At 56.6% G+C, this 17,150-nt stretch carries 12 protein-coding genes and 3 pseudogenes; 10 read left to right on the top strand and 5 right to left on the bottom strand.

Annotation, left to right across the window (positions count from 1 at the left end):
• Positions 1-94: 94 nt before the first annotated feature.
• Both AC0L7U_RS10770 and AC0L7U_RS10765 read left to right on the top strand, forming a co-directional pair.
• The gene (locus AC0L7U_RS10770; protein WP_473690596.1) at positions 95-685 is read left to right on the top strand and encodes a YdcF family protein; all 591 of its coding nucleotides are present in this window, start codon (positions 95-97) and stop codon (positions 683-685) included.
• Between the two features lie 216 nt (positions 686-901).
• Positions 902-1,606, top strand: coding sequence for a lysophospholipid acyltransferase family protein (locus AC0L7U_RS10765; protein WP_473690594.1), 705 nt, complete (start codon positions 902-904; stop codon positions 1,604-1,606).
• Here AC0L7U_RS10765 and AC0L7U_RS10760 read toward each other — a convergent pair.
• A pseudogene (locus AC0L7U_RS10760) lies at positions 1,596-2,096 on the bottom strand (gamma-glutamylcyclotransferase). The gene AC0L7U_RS10765 and the pseudogene AC0L7U_RS10760 overlap by 11 nt on opposite strands.
• A gap of 159 nt (positions 2,097-2,255) precedes the next feature.
• Between AC0L7U_RS10760 and AC0L7U_RS10755 the strand changes: the two are divergent.
• Positions 2,256-3,308, top strand: a complete 1,053-nt coding sequence (locus AC0L7U_RS10755; protein WP_473690592.1) for a DUF2125 domain-containing protein — start codon at positions 2,256-2,258, stop codon at positions 3,306-3,308.
• Between the two features lie 3 nt (positions 3,309-3,311).
• Here AC0L7U_RS10755 and AC0L7U_RS10750 read toward each other — a convergent pair whose 3' ends face one another.
• Complete coding sequence (locus AC0L7U_RS10750; RefSeq protein WP_473690590.1) at positions 3,312-3,764, bottom strand: GNAT family N-acetyltransferase; 453 nt, start codon at positions 3,762-3,764, stop codon at positions 3,312-3,314.
• A 207-nt stretch (positions 3,765-3,971) separates the two neighbouring features.
• Here AC0L7U_RS10750 and yddG point away from each other — a divergent pair.
• The 3 genes and pseudogenes from yddG to AC0L7U_RS10735 all read left to right on the top strand — a co-directional run bounded on the left by yddG (position 3,972) and on the right by AC0L7U_RS10735 (position 5,982).
• Positions 3,972-4,857, top strand: a pseudogene (yddG, locus tag AC0L7U_RS10745) (aromatic amino acid exporter YddG).
• Between the two features lie 2 nt (positions 4,858-4,859).
• Complete coding sequence (locus AC0L7U_RS10740; protein ID WP_473690588.1) at positions 4,860-5,771, top strand: HpcH/HpaI aldolase/citrate lyase family protein; 912 nt, start codon at positions 4,860-4,862, stop codon at positions 5,769-5,771.
• A gap of 4 nt (positions 5,772-5,775) precedes the next feature.
• Positions 5,776-5,982 carry a DUF1737 domain-containing protein gene (locus tag AC0L7U_RS10735; RefSeq protein WP_473690586.1) on the top strand — a complete coding sequence of 69 codons (207 nt, stop codon included), beginning with the start codon at positions 5,776-5,778 and terminating at the stop codon, positions 5,980-5,982.
• Between the two features lie 400 nt (positions 5,983-6,382).
• Here the strand turns inward: AC0L7U_RS10735 and AC0L7U_RS10730 are convergent, their stop codons facing one another.
• Complete coding sequence (locus AC0L7U_RS10730) at positions 6,383-6,658, bottom strand: hypothetical protein (RefSeq protein WP_473690584.1); 276 nt, start codon at positions 6,656-6,658, stop codon at positions 6,383-6,385.
• Between the two features lie 468 nt (positions 6,659-7,126).
• Here AC0L7U_RS10730 and AC0L7U_RS10725 point away from each other — a divergent pair, with 468 nt between their 5' ends.
• Positions 7,127-7,615: a tellurite resistance TerB family protein gene (locus AC0L7U_RS10725; RefSeq protein WP_473690582.1), complete on the top strand. Its 489-nt coding sequence runs from the start codon at positions 7,127-7,129 to the stop codon at positions 7,613-7,615.
• Between the two features lie 39 nt (positions 7,616-7,654).
• A complete protein-coding gene (locus tag AC0L7U_RS10720; RefSeq protein WP_473690580.1) occupies positions 7,655-8,398 on the top strand; it encodes a glutamine amidotransferase in 744 nt (247 codons plus the stop codon).
• Between the two features lie 173 nt (positions 8,399-8,571).
• Here AC0L7U_RS10720 and pyc read toward each other — a convergent pair.
• Positions 8,572-12,018, bottom strand: a pseudogene (pyc, locus tag AC0L7U_RS10715) (pyruvate carboxylase).
• Positions 12,019-12,155: 137 nt separating this feature from the next.
• Positions 12,156-12,884: a helix-turn-helix transcriptional regulator gene (locus tag AC0L7U_RS10710; protein WP_473690578.1), complete on the bottom strand. Its 729-nt coding sequence runs from the start codon at positions 12,882-12,884 to the stop codon at positions 12,156-12,158.
• Positions 12,885-13,602: 718 nt separating this feature from the next.
• On the opposite strand from AC0L7U_RS10710, the gene AC0L7U_RS10705 reads away from it, so the two are divergent.
• Both AC0L7U_RS10705 and AC0L7U_RS10700 read left to right on the top strand, forming a co-directional pair.
• Positions 13,603-16,623 carry a helicase-related protein gene (locus tag AC0L7U_RS10705; RefSeq protein ID WP_473690576.1) on the top strand — a complete coding sequence of 1,007 codons (3,021 nt, stop codon included), beginning with the start codon at positions 13,603-13,605 and terminating at the stop codon, positions 16,621-16,623.
• Positions 16,623-17,024, top strand: coding sequence for an RNA-binding S4 domain-containing protein (locus AC0L7U_RS10700; RefSeq protein ID WP_473695763.1), 402 nt, complete (start codon positions 16,623-16,625; stop codon positions 17,022-17,024). Before AC0L7U_RS10705 ends, AC0L7U_RS10700 begins: the two co-directional genes overlap by 1 nt.
• The last annotated feature ends 126 nt before the right edge of the window (positions 17,025-17,150 follow it).

Raw genomic sequence — 17,150 nt, 5'->3', positions numbered from 1 at the left:
TGAGTTTGAATAAGGGCCAGCTGGAAGAAGTGCCCTGGAACCGACGAAGGAAGAGCGGACAATCAAGCAGACAGGGCGGTTCTATTGGGCCCTGGTGATTCCGGCTGCGCTGCTGATCTGTCTTGTTGGTCATTTCCTGATATTTGCGCATCGGATCGCCACGCTGGAGGTGCCTCAGGACCCCAAGACCGATGGGATTGTCGTGTTGACCGGCGGCAAGGATCGCGTGGCTCACGCAATCACTCTGTTGGCAGGCGGTCATGCAAAGCGCTTGCTGATTTCAGGGGTGCATCCAGGGACAACCCGTCGGCAGATCGCCGCGCTGACCTCGTCGCGGTTGCGCTTGCTGAAGTGCTGCGTCGATCTTGACCGCATTGCGCTCAATACAGAAGGCAACGCAATGTCTACGGCACATTGGGTGCGTAAACATGATTTCAAAACGCTTCTTGTTGTGACAAGCGCCTATCATCTTCCGCGGGCAACCGCAGAAATTCGAGAAATGCTGCCGGATGTTCAGCTCAAGCTTTACCCCGTCTACTCACGGGATCTGGATTTACATGCATGGTATCGACAACCCAAGACGATTCAGCTTCTCATGCGCGAATATGTCAAGTATACCGCTGCTAGGCTCAGGATTGTCCTGCACCATCTGACGCATCTGGATACACTGCCTTCGGGGTCTTGAGTGTTGCCCGAAGACGATATAGTGCAGGTGTCCGCTGGTGGGATATGCCTTGGCTTTTCATCGCGAGCGGTTGAAGCAAACCGCCCATTTCGAGACCGGCTTCCATGATCTATATACGCTCGGCCCTGTTTCAGATCCTGTTTCATCTCGTGACGTTTGTCTTGATGGTGATCTTCTCTCCGGTTTTTCTGCTGCCTCGCACTTGTGGGATGGTGGATGGTGCCCTTCTGGGCGCGTACCACGCTTTTCATGTTGAAGTGGATTGCGGGTGTGAAGGTTGACGTCAGGGGCCGGGAGAACCTTCCCGATGGCGGGTACATCGTCAGTTCCAAGCATCAATCTGCTTGGGAAACCGTGGCGTTGATCCCGGAGTTTCCAGATCCGACTTTCATTTTGAAGCGTGAATTGTGCTGGATCCCGATTTTTGGCTGGTACATCTACAAGTTCCGTCAGATCACGTTGAACCGTGGTAAGCGGGCGGCGGCCTTGGCGGATCTGTCGATCTCGGCAAAGCAGGCAATTGCCGATGGGAGGCAGATCATGATCTTTCCGGAAGGCACGCGCCGCCCGGTTGGTGTCGATCCGGCCTATAAGTATGGCGTTGCTCATCTCTACAAGGACATCAAATGTCCTGTTGTGCCGGTGGCGCTGAATGCCGGACTATATTGGCCGCGCAAATCCTTCCTGCTCTATCCGGGCACAGTGCTGGTTCAGTTTCTGCCGCCAATTGATCCGGGGCTGAATATGGGTACGTTTCATCGCAAGCTGGTGGCCGAAATCGAGGCCGCTGTGACCGATCTTTGCGAAGAGGCTCGCAACGAGCCAAATCCGTCACCGATGCTCAAGGTTTATGATCAGAACCGCAACAAGGAAGACGATGACTTTCGTCAGGCCTCTAAGGTGACCTCCATCAGGCGCTAAGGGAGGGGTTTTCGCGCAGGGCCTTTGCCAGTCGGGCAATGTTTTGATCGCGGATGTTCAGTTCGGCCAGATGATCGGCAGTGTTGAGCACATATTCGGGGTTCTTGCCGGATTTCCCCACCGCGGACTGTACGATTTCAAACTGCTTTTCCAGTGGAAGAGCGCCAGCGTATTGGGTGTGGTGACGATCCACCAGATAGCAAAGGGCGGGAACCGTTTCGCCGCTTTGCAGCACGATGTTGCGCCAGGCTTCGCGGTACACCATCGTCGTCTGCTCGCGCTCGCGCAGATACTGGATGGTCGCCTCCCGGTCACTGGCAGACACCTCAAATGCCATGCCGCGGCAGGATCCACCTCGGTCCAGACCGAAGACCAGGCCGGGATGATCTTGTGTGCCACGATGCACTCAGGAATAGACGCAAAGTGAGCGATGCGCGCCGCGCAGCAGTGCTTCGTCTTTGCGCTGATAGGGAAATCCCGGCTTCCACATCAGAGAGCCGTAGCCGAAAACCCAAAAATCGCTCATCTCGTTTCCCTTGTTTCGCCGCACTCACAAGCCAATAGCAATTGCGTATGGCGGTTTTCAATGGCATGTCTTTGCATTCCTGCGGATTGTCGTCGCCAATCCTCAATTTGAACGGAGAGTTTCGTGTCGGATCAAACCGGGAAACCGGCGGGGCGCCGCAAATATATCCTGCTTCTGGGAGGGGTTCTCCTGGTGATCGCAGGCTGGACCGCTGTCTGGTTTTACGGACGTCATGCATTAGATGAACGCCTGTCGCGCGCCTTTGACCGGGTTAATCGCAAGGGCTCTATCCAGTTGACCTGCAACGACCGGACGATTGGCGGTTATCCGTTTCGGTATGAGGTTGGGTGTGTCGGGCCGGATTTGCAGGGGCCTTTTCTGGAGCGTATTCATGCCGAGCGTCTGGATGCAGTCTATCTGGTCTATTCACCGTGGCAGGCAATTGCCAGTCTGACGGGGCCTGCCTGGTTCTCGATGCCGGCACAGTTGGGGCAGGGGCGCGCCAACTGGCAGAGCGCGCGCACCAGTGTTGGGTTCACCTCATCCGGCGTGCGGGTGCTGGATGCGGAGATAAAGTCTCTGCTTTTGACGGCGCAGGCCTTCCCCGAGCAAGGGGCGTTGATGGCTGATGACGCGCAATTGCATGTGCGCGACGTCAAGGCACAGGTGCCGTCTCGCGAGGCGGTGATCTCGCTCAAGGGCGTTTCCTTGCAGAAGTTTCCGGCGCTGGAAACGCCGGTGAACCTCTCCGTGCATGTCACAGCGCCGAAGGTGAAGGCATTCTTCGCGCCGGGACAGACGGTTGAGGACAAGACGGCTTTTCCAATCCAGATCAACGATCTGACGGTCTACGACGGGCAGTTCTCTCTCAAGCTGACTGGCAACGTCACGCTGGACAGACAGGGACTGATGTCTGGCAAGATGAGCCTGTCTGTTACTGGATTTGACGCGCTGCGCGACCGGCTGGTCAAGGCTTTTCCAGATAAGGCCAAAGACATCAACTCGATCCATGATCTGATGGTGTCTCTTAGCCAAGGCTCGGCCAACGGCGATGGCAAGGGCGGAATGCACGTGCCGTTGACGCTCCACAAGGGGAAGGTCTCTCTCGGTTTCATACCTTTGGGCAAAGTGCCGCCGCTGGCATTTCCATGGCCTGCGATCGTTGCAGGAAGTTGACTGTCAGCTCCGTCCGATCGGGATGATATAGCTTTCGCGCCTGTCGGGAGAGGCAATCTTTTCATGCAGCCCGAATGTGGGTTTGTTGTCGCTGTGGATCAGCCAGCGCAAGTGCTGCCAGCCGCGGCTCTCGCCTTCCTGGCGCAGGGCTTCGATGATCTGCTTGCCGTATCCGTTGTGGCGATGACCGGGATGAACGTAAATATCGTCGATCTGGCCGATGCGCAGTCCGGTGATGACGTCCGGCAGGTCAATGAAGACGGCAAAGCCGATCAATTGATCCTCGACAAATGCCCCGATCACTTCCGCTGCCTTGTCGCTCAGGATCAGCTCGGCGTAATAGTCGTCGGGGTTGCGCGGCGCGCCACGCTTCAGGGCCTGTGCGTTTTCCGCGATCAAGGGCGACAGTTGGGTCGCATCGTCCAGACCCAGGAATTTGATCGTCACGCTGCTCATGGCAGGCCCCGCTTCGGTTGAGATCCACTGTTGCGCATTTTCTCCAAAACATGTCGACAATCAAGGAGCGGCTGATACCTTGTTGCTTTGTTAGGCGTAAATGCGTGAATAGGTGGCGCTTTGGGGACACAAAAGACAGGTCAGAACGCGAATAGCGTGATCGACAAGCGCGTCCGGGCCACGCTGGTCGGGCTGACTGCCATTGTGATGTGGGCCACGTTGGGCCTGTTCGGTGCCGCGTCCGGCGCGGTCCCGCCGTTTCTGCTGAATGCGTTGTGCTTTGGCTTGTCCGGATCTCTGGCGCTGATCTGGCTGATCGCGCGGGGACGTCTTGGAGTGCTGCGGCAATCGCTGGAAAGTCTGGGCCTTTGGCGCAGTTGGCCTGTTTGGCTATCATTTTTTCTATTTCACCGCCATTCGCAACGCGCCACCGCTTGATGCCAATTTGATCAATTACATGTGGCCCCTGCTGATTGTCATTTTTTCGGCGCTGCTACCCGGTGAAAAACTGAAGCCACACCATGTGTTCGGTGCATTGATCGGACTTGCAGGAACCATCGTCCTGATCACCGGTGCTGCCACGGGCGACGCGGGAACCGGGACCTTGCTCGGATATGGTGCTGCGGTTCTGTCCTGCCTGTTCTGGGCGTCCTATTCCGTGCTGTCACGGCGTCTCGGTGCGGTTCAAACAGAAGTTGTCACCGGGTTCTGTCTTTTGGCGGCGCTGCTCTCGGCGCTGTGTCATATCTCCTTGGAAGAAACCGTCTGGCCGTCTGGCCTGATCCAGTGGGCTAGTGTCGTCGGGCTGGGGCTGTTTCCCGTTGGGCTTGCTTTCTTCACTTGGGATGTGGGGGTGAAGAACGGAGATATTCAGATCCTCGGCGCGGCGGCCTATTCCGCGCCGCTCTTGTCGACCTTGTTGCTTTTGGCCTTTGGGTTTGGTGCGTTCACCTGGCAAATCGGCGTTGCCTGTGTTGCCATTACAGTGGGAGCGGTCTGGGCCTCCAAGGATATGATCTTGCGAGGCAAGACGCACGAGGCACCTGAACCGTTGGACCTGCCGGATGCCAGTGACCCGGTGGCGCCGCAATGACGATGTCCGTCAGGCCGCGGCGATCCGCGCTTTATATTCCCGGCACCAACGTGCGAGCCTTGCAAAAGGCTCGGGATCTGGATGCGGATTGTCTGATCCTTGATCTGGAAGATGCTGTTGCGCCGACGCAGAAGGATACGGCGCGGGCCAATATTCTTGCAGCACTTTCTCAAGGAGGTTACGGCGAGCGCGAACTGGTCATTCGGGTGAATGGGCTGGATACGCCTTGGTGTGCAGGCGATCTGGCGATGGTTGAAGCCAGTCGACCGGATGCAGTTTTGCTGCCCAAGGTTGGCTGCGCTGCCGATCTGCAATTGGCGGCAACACGTCTGCGCCTCGCCTGTGGCGGCCGTCATGATATTGGTCTGTGGGCCATGATGGAAACACCGCTGGCGATGGTGAATGCGGCGGAGATCGCCGCTTGCGCGCGCGATGAAGCTGTTGGTCTGACCTGCCTTGTCATGGGGACCAATGACCTTGCCAAGGACACGCGGGCGGTCCTTGCACCGGGCCGTGCGGTGCTGGTGCCTTGGCTGATGACCTGTGTGGCCGCGGCACGGGCCAACGGCTGCGATCTTGTTGATGGCGTTTTCAATGCATTTCGAGACGAGGTCGGGTTCCTTGCAGAATGCCGTCAGGGTGCCGATATGGGGATGGATGGCAAGACCGTTATTCACCCGAGCCAGCTTGCGGCCTGTCATGCGGTATTTTCACCGACCGAAGACGCTGTTGCTTGGGCGCAGAAGGTAACGAGCGCCTTTGATCTGGCTGAAAACCGGGATAAAGGTGTCATCCAGATTGAAGGCATCATGGTGGAGCGCCTGCACGCCGATATGGCGTGGCGCACGCTTGGCCTGACAGAGGCAATTGCCAGACGGTCGGCGTCTGGCAATGATTTGAAGACAAAGGATTAAGTCGATGAAACTCTATCGTTTTATCACCGGCCCGGATGACAGCGCATTCTGCCATCGTGTCACGCAGGCCTTGAATAAGGGATGGGAGCTGTCGGGGTCGCCACAGCTTTCCTATGATGCCAAACAGGGGCTGACCATGTGTGGTCAGGCCGTCACCAAGGAAGTGCCGGGCGAAGACTACACGCCGGACACCAAGCTCGGGGCCTACTGATCCCGTTTGCTGGATCTGACTGAACCTGAAACGCCGGACACGTGGCACGCACTGTCCGGCGTTTCAGGTCAAAAGAGGGTCATGCGAGTGCCGCGTGAGACGTCGTCAGGCGCTTCAGACCGGTCCGCGTGGGCCGGATTTTTTATCGCATGCGCTCGCGTCGAGATCCTGAGACGGGATTGATGTCAGTGCGGTTTCGCGTGAAGCAGGACGGCTTTGAGAGGACATTCGTCCAGTGACAAGGTGTCCAGTTGAACGGGGGCAAGCCGGATATCGCACTGCAAAAGGGACTTTGCGAACTCAAAGGCGGAGAAAAGAAAGGCGTCTTGCGCGTCCTCTGAGACGAGGGCGGAGCCGATTACCCGGCTGGTAGCCATATCTTCGCTTTGGGCAGCGGCAATCAGACTGCTGACAAGGCATTCATCCTTGCAAAGTCGGGGGCAGTCATAGGGGAACAGGCAGAGATGGCGTGTGCCGTTGGCGTTGAGAATGCGGGTGAAGCAGGCCAGATCGCCAACAGGTCGGCGCGCCCTTTGCTCCCCAGCGTCTTGGAATAAAGGCTCCAGGCCATCTCCCAGCAGTGCACGTCACCCGTGGCATATCCCGCCATCCAGCGACGGACACCTTCGACAACAAGGTGTTCGGCCTGTCCGGGCGGGGATGTCAATGTCTGCATTTGCGACATGATTTTCCTGCAGATCTACGGTTTCCATGATCTTTTGTCGCATCTTTTAACCTGTGAAGTCAATAAATATGAGTTTAATACTCATATTATAAAAGCACGCAACATTCAGAACACGTCTAAATGGACGGATGCAATGAGCTGGTAAGCAGAACGTCAAAGATGTGGGCGCTGCACCCGTTTGCCGCTAGCCACGCAGCGAGTTTAAGCGGTTTTTCATAGGCTGCTGGCATAGTTTGTGTTGGATATGGACGATGAGGCAGTTCGAGTGACCTTGAGGACCGTTTTAAGCGGCGAATGCTGTTTTTCTAGGCCTGCTTCTTGACGCAGCATATTGATAAATTTAGAATAAATCTAAAATGCAATGTCATTCTGGACAAAGGTTCATTTGACGCAACGCAACATATTTTTTTACACTGACGTTGATAGACGTCACTGCGCACATACAGATTGGACCGCTGAATGTTTGATACCTTGAGGCAGTTCCTCAATGAACTTGCTCATCCGGCTGAAGAGCGCTCGAAGCTGGAAGTTCATGAGAAAAGGCTGGCCGCGGCCGCCCTGCTGTTTCATCTGTCCGATGTTGATGGGGTGGTCGACGAAGCCGAACGCAAGAAGCTTCGCGAAATCCTCAAGGCGCATTTCAATCTGACGGATGCCGAGACGACCAAACTGATCAAGGCGGCGCAGCAGAAAGACGAAGAAGCAGTTGACCTGTACGGCTTTACGTCCGTCCTGAAAAACAGCTGCGATGAAGCAGAGCGTCTCGCCATCGTGGAGATGATGTGGGAAATCGTTTATTCTGACGGTCACGTCCACGAATTTGAAGATAACATGATCTGGCGAGCAGCCGAACTGCTCGGGATTTCTACGCGCGATCGTGTGTTGTTGCGCAAACGGGTTGCCGAGGGACAGTCGGTCATCGTGTCGTCCGGGGAGGACGCGTCCTGATAAGGGCAGGAGTAACGCAAAAAAGGCTGCGCGACTACAATGCTTATGAAACGAGATGAATTTCCGGAAACGGGCGAGAATAGGCTTCTTGTGATCTTGCATCAGGAAAACTCGACGCCGGGGCGTGTGGGGCAGGAATTGCTCAAGCGTGGATTCACGCTGGATATCCGCAAACCTCGCTTTGGCGACGCTCTCCCCGAGAATATGAATGATCATGCGGGAGCCATCGTTTTTGGTGGCCCGATGAGTTCCAACGATCCGGATGCGTTCATTCGCCGCGAGATCGACTGGATTGATATTCCTCTGCGCGAGGACAAGCCGTTTCTGGGCATCTGCCTTGGTGCTCAGATGATGGTGAAGCAGCTCGGTGGAAGTGTGAAACCGGATCGCGGTGGACGTGTCGAGATCGGTTATTATGATCTGATGCCGACGGAGCTCGGTGAAGAAATCATGGATTGGCCGTCCAAGGTCTATCAATGGCACAATGAAGGCTTCGATCTGCCGACTGGCTGCGACCTTCTGGCGACCGGTAAAACCTACCCCAATCAAGCGATCAAGTTTGGTGAAAACGCTTTCGGCATTCAATTCCACCCGGAATTGACCCATGCGATGATGGTGCGCTGGACAACACTTGGTGCGCCGAAGATGGGCGCGCCCAATGCCCAACACCGTCATGATCACTTTGAGGGTCGGTTTGTGCATGATCCGTCTGTGAAGGCTTGGCTTGACCGCTTTCTTGACCGGTGGATCGGCACAGCGACTGCCCCGGAACTGGCTGTCTGAGGCTCTCAGCTCTGTTGCAGTTTGGTTGATTGGCGGCGAGTTTGTCCGGCCCGGGAAAGCGTCATCCGGGGTGCTAAAATAACCTGGAGCTAGGGACGAGACATTAAAAAGGGTGGCCTCCTCGTCGCGGTTGGGCCACCCTTTTTTCTTGCGTCTATGGTTCTGCTCGGCTTTTAAGCTTCTTCGAAGACAACCAATAGGTCCTTGGCATCAATCTGAGCGCCCGGTGCGACCAGCACTTCGGCGATCTTGCCGTCGCGCTCGGCATGCAGCGAGGTTTCCATCTTCATTGCTTCGATAGACAACAGAACATCGCCTGCGGCAACATCCTGACCGGCTTTCACCGCAACGGTGGAGATTACGCCAGAGCATTGGTGCCCCTACATGATTGGCGTTTTCTGGATCGCTCTTGTGCTTGACGACCTTGGCCGCGTCGCCATGCAGGCGATCTGGAACCTTGACGCCGCGTGGCTGCCCGTTCAGCTCGAAGAAGACCTTCTTGTCACCGTTTTCATCAGTTTCAGAAACTGCGACACAGCGCACCACCATTGTCTTGCCAGGTTCGAGATCGATGAAGATCTCTTCATCGACACTCAGCCCGTAGAAATACACAGGCGTTGGCAGAACGGATGTCGGTCCATACTGCTTCTGCGTCTTTTCGAAGTCGAGATAGACCTTCGGGTACATCAGATAGGAGGCGAGATCCTTGTCGTTGATGTCTTTCTGGGCACCATCGGCTGCCGTTTTTCGTTCGGCATCCAGATCCGCATCATCCAGCAGTGAGCCCGGGCGAACCATGATCGGCTTATCGCCTTTCAAGACCTTCTTTTGCAAATCAACCGGCCAGCCGTTGGGCGGTTGCCCAAGATCGCCCCGCAACATGCTGATCACTGAATCCGGGAAGACAACATCCTTCGCCGGGTTCGTGACGTCGCTAACGGTGAGGCCCTGACTGACCATCATCAGGGCCATGTCGCCCACCACCTTGGAGGACGGCGTGACCTTGACGATATCACCGAACATCATGTTCACATCGGCATAGGTCTGCGCTACTTCGTGCCAGCGGGTTTCCAGTCCAAGCGAGCGAGCCTGCTCTTTCAGATTGGTGAACTGGCCACCCGGCATCTCGTGCAAATAGACTTCAGACGCGCCCGCCTTGAGATCGTTTTCAAAGGCCTTGTACTGATTGCGCACGGCTTCCCAATAGAAGGAGATCTGACGGATTACCTTTGGATCGAGGCCGGTTTCCCGTTCACCGTCGCCAAGTGCTTCAACAACCGAGCCGAGGCACGGCTGGCTTGTCATGCCGGACAGGGCGTCCATTGCCAGATCCACGGCATCCACACCGGCCTCAACCGCCGCCAGAATGCTGGATGCGGCAATGCCGGAGGTGTCATGCGTATGGAAATGCAGCGGCAGATCGGTTTCATCGCGCAATGCAGAGACCAGCATCCGGGCTGCCTGTGGCTTCATCAGCCCGGCCATGTCCTTGATGCCGATGATGTGCGCGCCCGCATTTTCGAGTTCTTTCACCAAGCCGACATAATATTTGAGATCGTATTTCGGCCGGGCGCTGTTCAACAGGTCGCCGGTGTAACACAAGGTGCCTTCGCACAGTTTGTTGGCTTCCAGAACGGCGTCCATGGAGACGCGCATGTTCTCGACCCAGTTGAGGCAGTCGAAGACGCGGAAGAGATCGACGCCATTCTCTGCCGCCTGTTTGACGAAGAACCGCACCGCATTGTCGGGATAGTTGGTGTAGCCAACGCCGTTGGAGCCGCGCAGCAGCATCTGCAACAGAATGTTTGGCGCACGTTCACGCAGCAATTGCAGACGTTCCAGGGGCTTTCCGTCAGAAAGCGCATAGAGACGTCGAACGTTGCGCCGCCCCAGCACTCCAGCGAGAACAGGTTCGGCAGGCCTGACGCGTAAGCATCAGCGATTTTGACTATATCATGCGTGCGGATGCGGGTCGCCAGAAGCGACTGGTGCCCGTCGCGCATGGTGGTGTCGGTGATCAGGGTACGAGATTGCTCGCGCATCCACTTGGCGAGACCTTTTGGACCCAGTTCATCCAGCAATTGTTTGCTGCCAGCGGGCTTTTCATTGCCAAACTCAGGCACCTGCGGCAGAGCAATATCCTTGCTCGGTTTGGCACGCGAGCGGGCTTCCGGGTGACCATTGACGGTGACATCCGCGATATAGGTCAAGAGTTTGGTGGCTCGGTCCCGGCGGGTATCGAGATCGAACAGTTCCGGCGTGTCGTCGATGAAGCGGGTGGTGTAGGTGTTCGCTTCAAACGAGGGGTGAGAGATGATGTTCTCAAGGAATACCAGGTTGGTTGCCACGCCGCGGATACGAAACTCGCGCAGGGCGCGTTTCATGCGTTTACGAGCCTCGTCGCAGGTCGGGGCTCAGGCTGTGACCTTTTCCAGAAGCGGATCGTAAAACCGGGTAATCACTGCGCCGGAGTAGGCTGTACCGCCATCCAGACGAATGCCGAATCCGGTTGCACCACGATAGGCTGTGATGCGGCCATAGTCGGGAATAAAGTTCTGTTCCGGGTCTTCCGTTGTGATGCGGCACTGCAACGCATTGCCGTTCAAACGGATGTTTTCCTGAAGCGGAACGCCGCTTTCTGCGGAGCCGATCTTATGTCCATCGGCGATCTGGATCTGTGCCTTGACGATGTCGATGCCGGTGACTTCTTCCGTCACCGTGTGTTCAACCTGAACGCGCGGATTGACTTCGATGAAGTAAACGTCACCGGTGTCGGCATCCATCAGGAACTCAATTGTTCCCGCACCGCGATAGTTGACCGTGCGACCGATCTTGAGACCGTAGTTGCACAGCTCTTCGCGCTTGGCTGGGTCCAGATAAGGGGCGGGCGCCCGCTCCACGACTTTCTGGTGTCGGCGCTGGATAGAGCAGTCACGTTCGAACAGATGAGACCAGGCCGCCGTCGCCGTCGCCGAGGATCTGAACCTCAACGTGGCGCGCGCGCTGGACCAGCTTTTCCAGATAGATTTCGTCCTTGCCGAAGGCCGCGCGGGCTTCGCGCTTGGCTGAAACGACTTCACGGTTCAGTGTTTCTTCGTCCGGAATGACACGCATGCCGCGTCCGCCGCCACCCGCGATGCCTTCAGCATCACCGGATAGCCAACTTGTTTGGCGAGCTTGCGAATTTCGTCCATGTCATCAGGCAATGGATCGGTCGCAGGCATCACCGGAACGCCAGCCTCAATGGCCAGGTTACGCGCGGCAACCTTGTTGCCGAGGCTGCGCATCGTCTCGGGGCGCGGGCCAATGAAGATGATGCCGGCAGCATCACATGCTTCGGCAAATTCAGGACTTTCCGACAGCAGGCCATAGCCTGGGTGGATTGCGTCAACCTCTGCCGCCTTGGCGACCCGGATGACTTCGTCAATGGCCAGATAGGCCTCGATTGGACCAAGCCCGGCGCCAACTTGATAAGCCTCGTCGGCTTTGAAACGGTGCAGGGCCAGCTTGTCCTGTTCGGCATAGATGGCGACCGTTTTCAGGCCCAGTTCGTTTGCAGCGCGAAACACGCGGATTGCGATTTCCGAGCGGTTGGCGACCAGTATCTTGCGAATTCCCAAAAGCGTCTCCCAAGGCGTGCCGATAACAAAATGCTGTGGCAGGTGAACTACCCTAGGGATTTTTACTTGTCCCTGTCAAAGAAAGAAAGAGGCCTGTTAACCAAGGGTTCGCCAGAAATGGTGCAGAGCAGCGACGATCAGTCCAGCAGATGCATTTCCATCGCCAGAACAACGGCGTGAATCCGGTTCTTTGCCTTCAGTTTCTTGACGGCTTCCTTTAGGTACCAATCGACGGTGTGGTGGGAAATGCCCAGATCGTCGGCAATGTCGAGGCTGGTCAGGCCGGCGGCAGTGTAGGACAGACATTCGCGTTCGCGGGCTGTGAGCCGGGGCATGAGCTTGTCGTCATTGGCAGCGGGCGTGCTCAATTTGATAAGCTGGCGTAAAAACGTGTGGCTGGCGAGCTCCAGCACTTTGAGGTCCTTGGAATCCAGTTCCGGCTGCTTGCCGGAGTAGATCGCGAACCCGTCCATCCCGTTTTCGCCGAAATTGGGCACGAGAACAGCTTCGGTTACATCCGCCGCCCGGATGATCGAGACAAGCTTGCGTCCGCGTGGAGGCAGGGCGCCTGAGCTTGCTGCTTCCGAGAGCAACAAGGGTGCTCCCTTGCGGCGTGCCATGTCGACAATGGGATTGTCGAGGTGGTACTGGCCGTTGATGTAGCTGTCATGTAACTTTGGATTGAGGTCACTCGCCAGCGAAATATACGGTCCCATGCGGCCGGGTTTCTTGAGCTTGGCGATGTTGTGAAATGAAAACTGATAGACCTCGCAAAGGCCGCGAATATCGTCCTGAACGGCTTCAACTGTCTGCCGCTCGGCGCTTGCGTCGATGAGATCCAGAACTTTTGGAATACGTCGGTTCATGGGGTGCCTGTGAAATTTATTTTTGAAAGTCTTGGTATAAAGTATCTCGTTAAAAATGCTGAGGGCGACGTTGTCCAACGCGCGCGCAATGAGGCCGGATTTTGCCGGTTACGTTCCGACCCAGTCTCTTAGATGTGAACGTTTTGAATTAAAATTGCACTACGTAAAAAGGTCAGTTGACAGACAAAAAGTAAGATTGTTGCCAGAATGTCTTGCGCGGAAAACGAGCCGTAGTCTGATCAAGATCGTGTGGTCAAATTGGCGATTTTTCCATATTTTGTATAGAACAAAAGCGGATTTTTCTGGAATCCCGATTCGGACGATATTTGTTCTCTATTTGTGCCAAAACGCTGTTTGACGCAGGAATGCGCCGTATTGCTTAATGTTTTTCTGGCCTTATGCGGAACACAAATTTCAATAGACGTTAACTTTCCGGACGTCTCTGCCGCTTTTGCTGCCTCGCGTCGCGATTTGATTGATTTGACGCACGGTTGGGCGTCATTTGGCCGAATTTGTGGCGAAAATGACGGTTTGGCTGACCCGCGTTCTCCCCGTTGTTCTTGTGTTTGGGCGTCTATTTGTGCGGGCGCAGGACCAATTCAGATACATTTCCGAAGAAAGAGGCGACAGCCTACAGACCCTGTGCTAGAGAATCGCAATCTCGGAGCCTAGTCAGCTTTGCCTTGTTTGTAGAAGCCAGAGTTCGTATCAGTTATTGATGTCCCGTCCTTTGAAAATGCCGCTTCCACCCGCCGCTCGTTCACGCACTGTGACGGCTGTGCTGGGTCCCACGAATACAGGCAAGACCCACCTCGCCATTGAACGGATGCTGGGCCACTCCAGTGGATTGATCGGACTTCCCCTGCGGCTGCTGGCGCGTGAGGTCTATGGCCGTATTCTCGAACGTGTCGGGAAAGACAAGGTCGCGTTGATCACCGGCGAAGAGAAAATCATTCCCAAAGCTCCCAGGTATTGGGTGTCGACCGTTGAGGCTATGCCGCTCGATTTGCAGACAGACTTTGTCGCGATCGACGAAGTGCAGTTGGCGGGAGATTTTGGCCGTGGTCATGTGTTTACCGACCGCATTCTGAATTTTCGGGGCCAGTCTGAAACCCTGTTGCTGGGCGCCAGTACGGTACGCGGATTGCTGGAAAGGCTGATCCCCGGCCTGAACGTCATTACTCGGCCGCGTATGTCTGTGCTGACGTATGCCGGGTCGAAGAAGGTCTCGCGCCTTCCTGCCCGTTCGGCGATTGTCGCCTTCTCCGCAGAAGAAGTGTACGGCATTGCCGAATTGATCCGGCGTCAACGTGGCGGTGCGGCGGTGGTGCTCGGGTCTCTCAGCCCGCGAACGCGCAACGCTCAGGTCGAATTGTTCCAGAATGGCGACGTTGAACATCTGGTGGCAACAGATGCCATCGGCATGGGCTTGAATCTGGACGTTGACCATGTTGCCTTTGCGGGAAACAGGAAATATGACGGATTTCAGTATCGTCACCTGACTGCGGGCGAGATGGGGCAGATTGCGGGACGTGCCGGGCGTCACATGCGGGACGGCACTTTTGGCGTGACAGGGCGGGTCGATCCGCTGGACGATCATCTGGTTGCCCAAATTGAAAGCCATGAGTTCAATGGCTTGAAAGTGCTGCAATGGCGCAACACCCAGCTGGATTTTACCTCTCTGGCTGCATTAAGAGGCAGTTTGGACGACGTCCCGAAGGAACAGGGGCTTGCGCGGGCTCCTGCTGGGGACGATGTTACAGCTCTTGAACATTTGACACGAGATAGTGCCGTCTCCGCGATGGCAAACGGTCGTGCCGCACTTCAACTGTTATGGGATGTTTGTCAGGTCCCGGACTATCGGAAAATCGCCCCCGCCAATCATGCCGACATTTTGGGTCATATCTATACCCACTTGATCAAAGACGGCAGGGTCGAAGATAGTTGGTTTCGGCGTCAATTGGACTTCGCAGACCGCGTTGATGGTGATATCGACACACTGGCAAACCGGATAGCCCATATCCGGACATGGACATTTGTTGCAAATCGCTCTGACTGGCTGGCCGATCCGGCTCACTGGCAGGGCGTGACGCGTGAGATAGAAGACAAGCTGTCCGACGCACTGCACGAGCGCCTTACTCAGCGTTTCGTGGACCGCCGGACGAGTGTATTGATGAGACGTTTGAGAGAGAACGCCATGCTGGAAGCGGAAATTTCACCGGGCGGGGATGTGCTCGTAGAAGGTCAGCACATCGGGAATTTGCTTGGGTTCCGTTTTGCCCCCGATGCGGCTGCCGACGGTCCTGATGGTAAAACCCTGCGGGCTGCGGCCCAAAAGGCCCTGGCTGTCGAAATCGAGAGCCGGGCAGACAAGCTTGGGCGTGCGGAGAATGGCGACTTCATCCTGTCGTCTGATGGAACGATCCGCTGGCGCGGCGAGCCAGTGGCAAAGATCGTTGCAGGCGAAGCTGTCCTGACCCCAACAGCGATGTTGCTGGCCGACGAGACCCTGACGGGGCCGGCTCGCGAAACAGTGCAACATCGCATTGATTTGTGGCTCAAGGCTCAGATCGACACCTTGTTGAAACCTCTGGTCGATCTGCGCGACGGCGAAGGCCTTGATGGTCTGGCGCGAGGTGTCGGGTTCCAGTTGGCTGAAGATCTTGGCACATTGGAACGCCAGAAGGCTGCTGAAGAAATTCGTCAGCTTGATCAGGATATGCGCGCATCGCTACGCAAGATGGGCGTTCGTTTCGGTGCCTATACGATTTTTATTCCGGCTCTGTTGAAGCCCGCGCCGAGTCAGCTTCTGGCGCAGCTCTGGGCACTCAGGCATGGCTCGATGGACATGGAAGGTCTTGAAGAGTTGCCGCAGCTTTCGGCCTCTGGTCGCACGTCGATCCCGGTGGATCCGTCCATCGACAAGGCGCTTTACAAAGTCGTCGGCTTCCGTGTGTGTGGTGCTCGTGCCGTGCGCGTGGATATTCTGGAGCGTCTGGCTGACCTGATCCGTCCTTTGATCGCCTGGAAGCCACTGGACGAAACTGTGTCGCCACCGGAGGGCGCTATTCAGCAAGGCGGCGGTTTCACCGTTACCGTTGCGATGACATCCCTTCTGGGCTGTGCGGGCGAGGATTTCTCGTCAGTGCTCAAGTCTCTTGGCTACCGTGTTGAAACCCGTGAGGTGGAGCGACCCGTTGCTGTTGCTGCGGAGGCCGCAGATGCGGCGGCGACCGAGGTCTCTCCCGTTGAATCTACTGGTGCGGGGGATGCCGCATCGAGCGAGACGCCTGTGGCTGAGACTGCGACTGCTGATGCAGATGCTGGTCCATCGAATGACGGTGCTTCGGAGGTTGCTGCTGACACAACCGCCACTGGCGATGTGGTTGCTCCTGGAGATGCGACGGACACGGAAACCGTGACCATCGAGATTTGGCGGCCGGGTCGCCCGGAGCGCCGCGCGCGCGGTCGCGCGACAGGTGACGCCGCCCGCAAGCAAGGGCAAGGCCGGTCTCAGAACCTGTCTCGCGACCGGGATCAGAAAGACGGGCCACGCGGTGGCGCGCCCCACAAGGGTCGCGGTAATCGTCCAAATGGTGCGTCGGGTCGGGGTGGAAACGCTGGCTCCAAGTCCCAGACACCGCGGCCGCCCAAGCGCGACAAGCCGGTGGATCCGGATTCGCCTTTTGCAGCTCTTCTTGCATTGAAGGAAGGGCTGGAGACGAAGGATAAATCCTGATTTCCAGTGCAGCTGATCATGGGGGCGGTGGGGCCCTGCGGATAGACAAGTGGCTCTGGTACGCCAGGGTCACGAAGTCGCGCACTTTGGCGCAGAAACTTGCGGCCGGCGGTCACGTTCGGCTCAACAAGGACAAGATCTCGTCGCCGAGCAAGACCGTGAAGGTTGGCGATACGCTGACGATTACGCTGGAGCGTAGGGTGCTTGTTCTGACGGTTCTCGGTCTTGGAACACGGCGCGGCCCTTATGAAGAAGCGCGCTTGCTTTATGAAGATCTGTCTCCCGAAGCTCCGACGAAATCTGCCGCTGCCGAGGAGGCCACGCCACGCCGTGATTTCGGTGCCGGACGGCCCACAAAACGTGACCGACGGCGTCTGGACGCCTTTATGGACAAGGGTTGAAACCAGTTTTCCACCTTGTCGCATTTCCCGAAAAGCCTTTTCAGAGACGGCCTGTTTTGCACGGCCAACGAAGCTTGCGCGCTGTCTTTAAAAAGGATACCCAACACATAAATAAAATAAGATCGT

Source organism: Roseibium sp. 10G30-5, from assembly GCF_055809635.1.
Note: the sequence above shows the minus strand (reverse complement) of the source record. Positions and strands in the feature narration are given on the sequence as shown.

Bases quoted from the DNA above. Each gene is read 5' to 3' on its own strand.
- AC0L7U_RS10735 (WP_473690586.1), top strand. From the start codon at position 5,776: ATGAAACTCTATCGTTTTATCACCGGCCCGGATGACAGCGCATTCTGC.
- AC0L7U_RS10730 (WP_473690584.1), bottom strand. From the start codon at position 6,658: ATGCAGACATTGACATCCCCGCCCGGACAGGCCGAACACCTTGTTGTC.
- AC0L7U_RS10720 (WP_473690580.1), top strand. From the start codon at position 7,655: ATGCTTATGAAACGAGATGAATTTCCGGAAACGGGCGAGAATAGGCTT.
- AC0L7U_RS10740 (WP_473690588.1), top strand. From the start codon at position 4,860: ATGTCCGTCAGGCCGCGGCGATCCGCGCTTTATATTCCCGGCACCAAC.
- AC0L7U_RS10750 (WP_473690590.1), bottom strand. From the start codon at position 3,764: ATGAGCAGCGTGACGATCAAATTCCTGGGTCTGGACGATGCGACCCAA.
- AC0L7U_RS10725 (WP_473690582.1), top strand. From the start codon at position 7,127: ATGTTTGATACCTTGAGGCAGTTCCTCAATGAACTTGCTCATCCGGCT.
- AC0L7U_RS10705 (WP_473690576.1), top strand. From the start codon at position 13,603: ATGTCCCGTCCTTTGAAAATGCCGCTTCCACCCGCCGCTCGTTCACGC.
- AC0L7U_RS10710 (WP_473690578.1), bottom strand. From the start codon at position 12,884: ATGAACCGACGTATTCCAAAAGTTCTGGATCTCATCGACGCAAGCGCC.
- AC0L7U_RS10765 (WP_473690594.1), top strand. From the start codon at position 902: ATGGTGCCCTTCTGGGCGCGTACCACGCTTTTCATGTTGAAGTGGATT.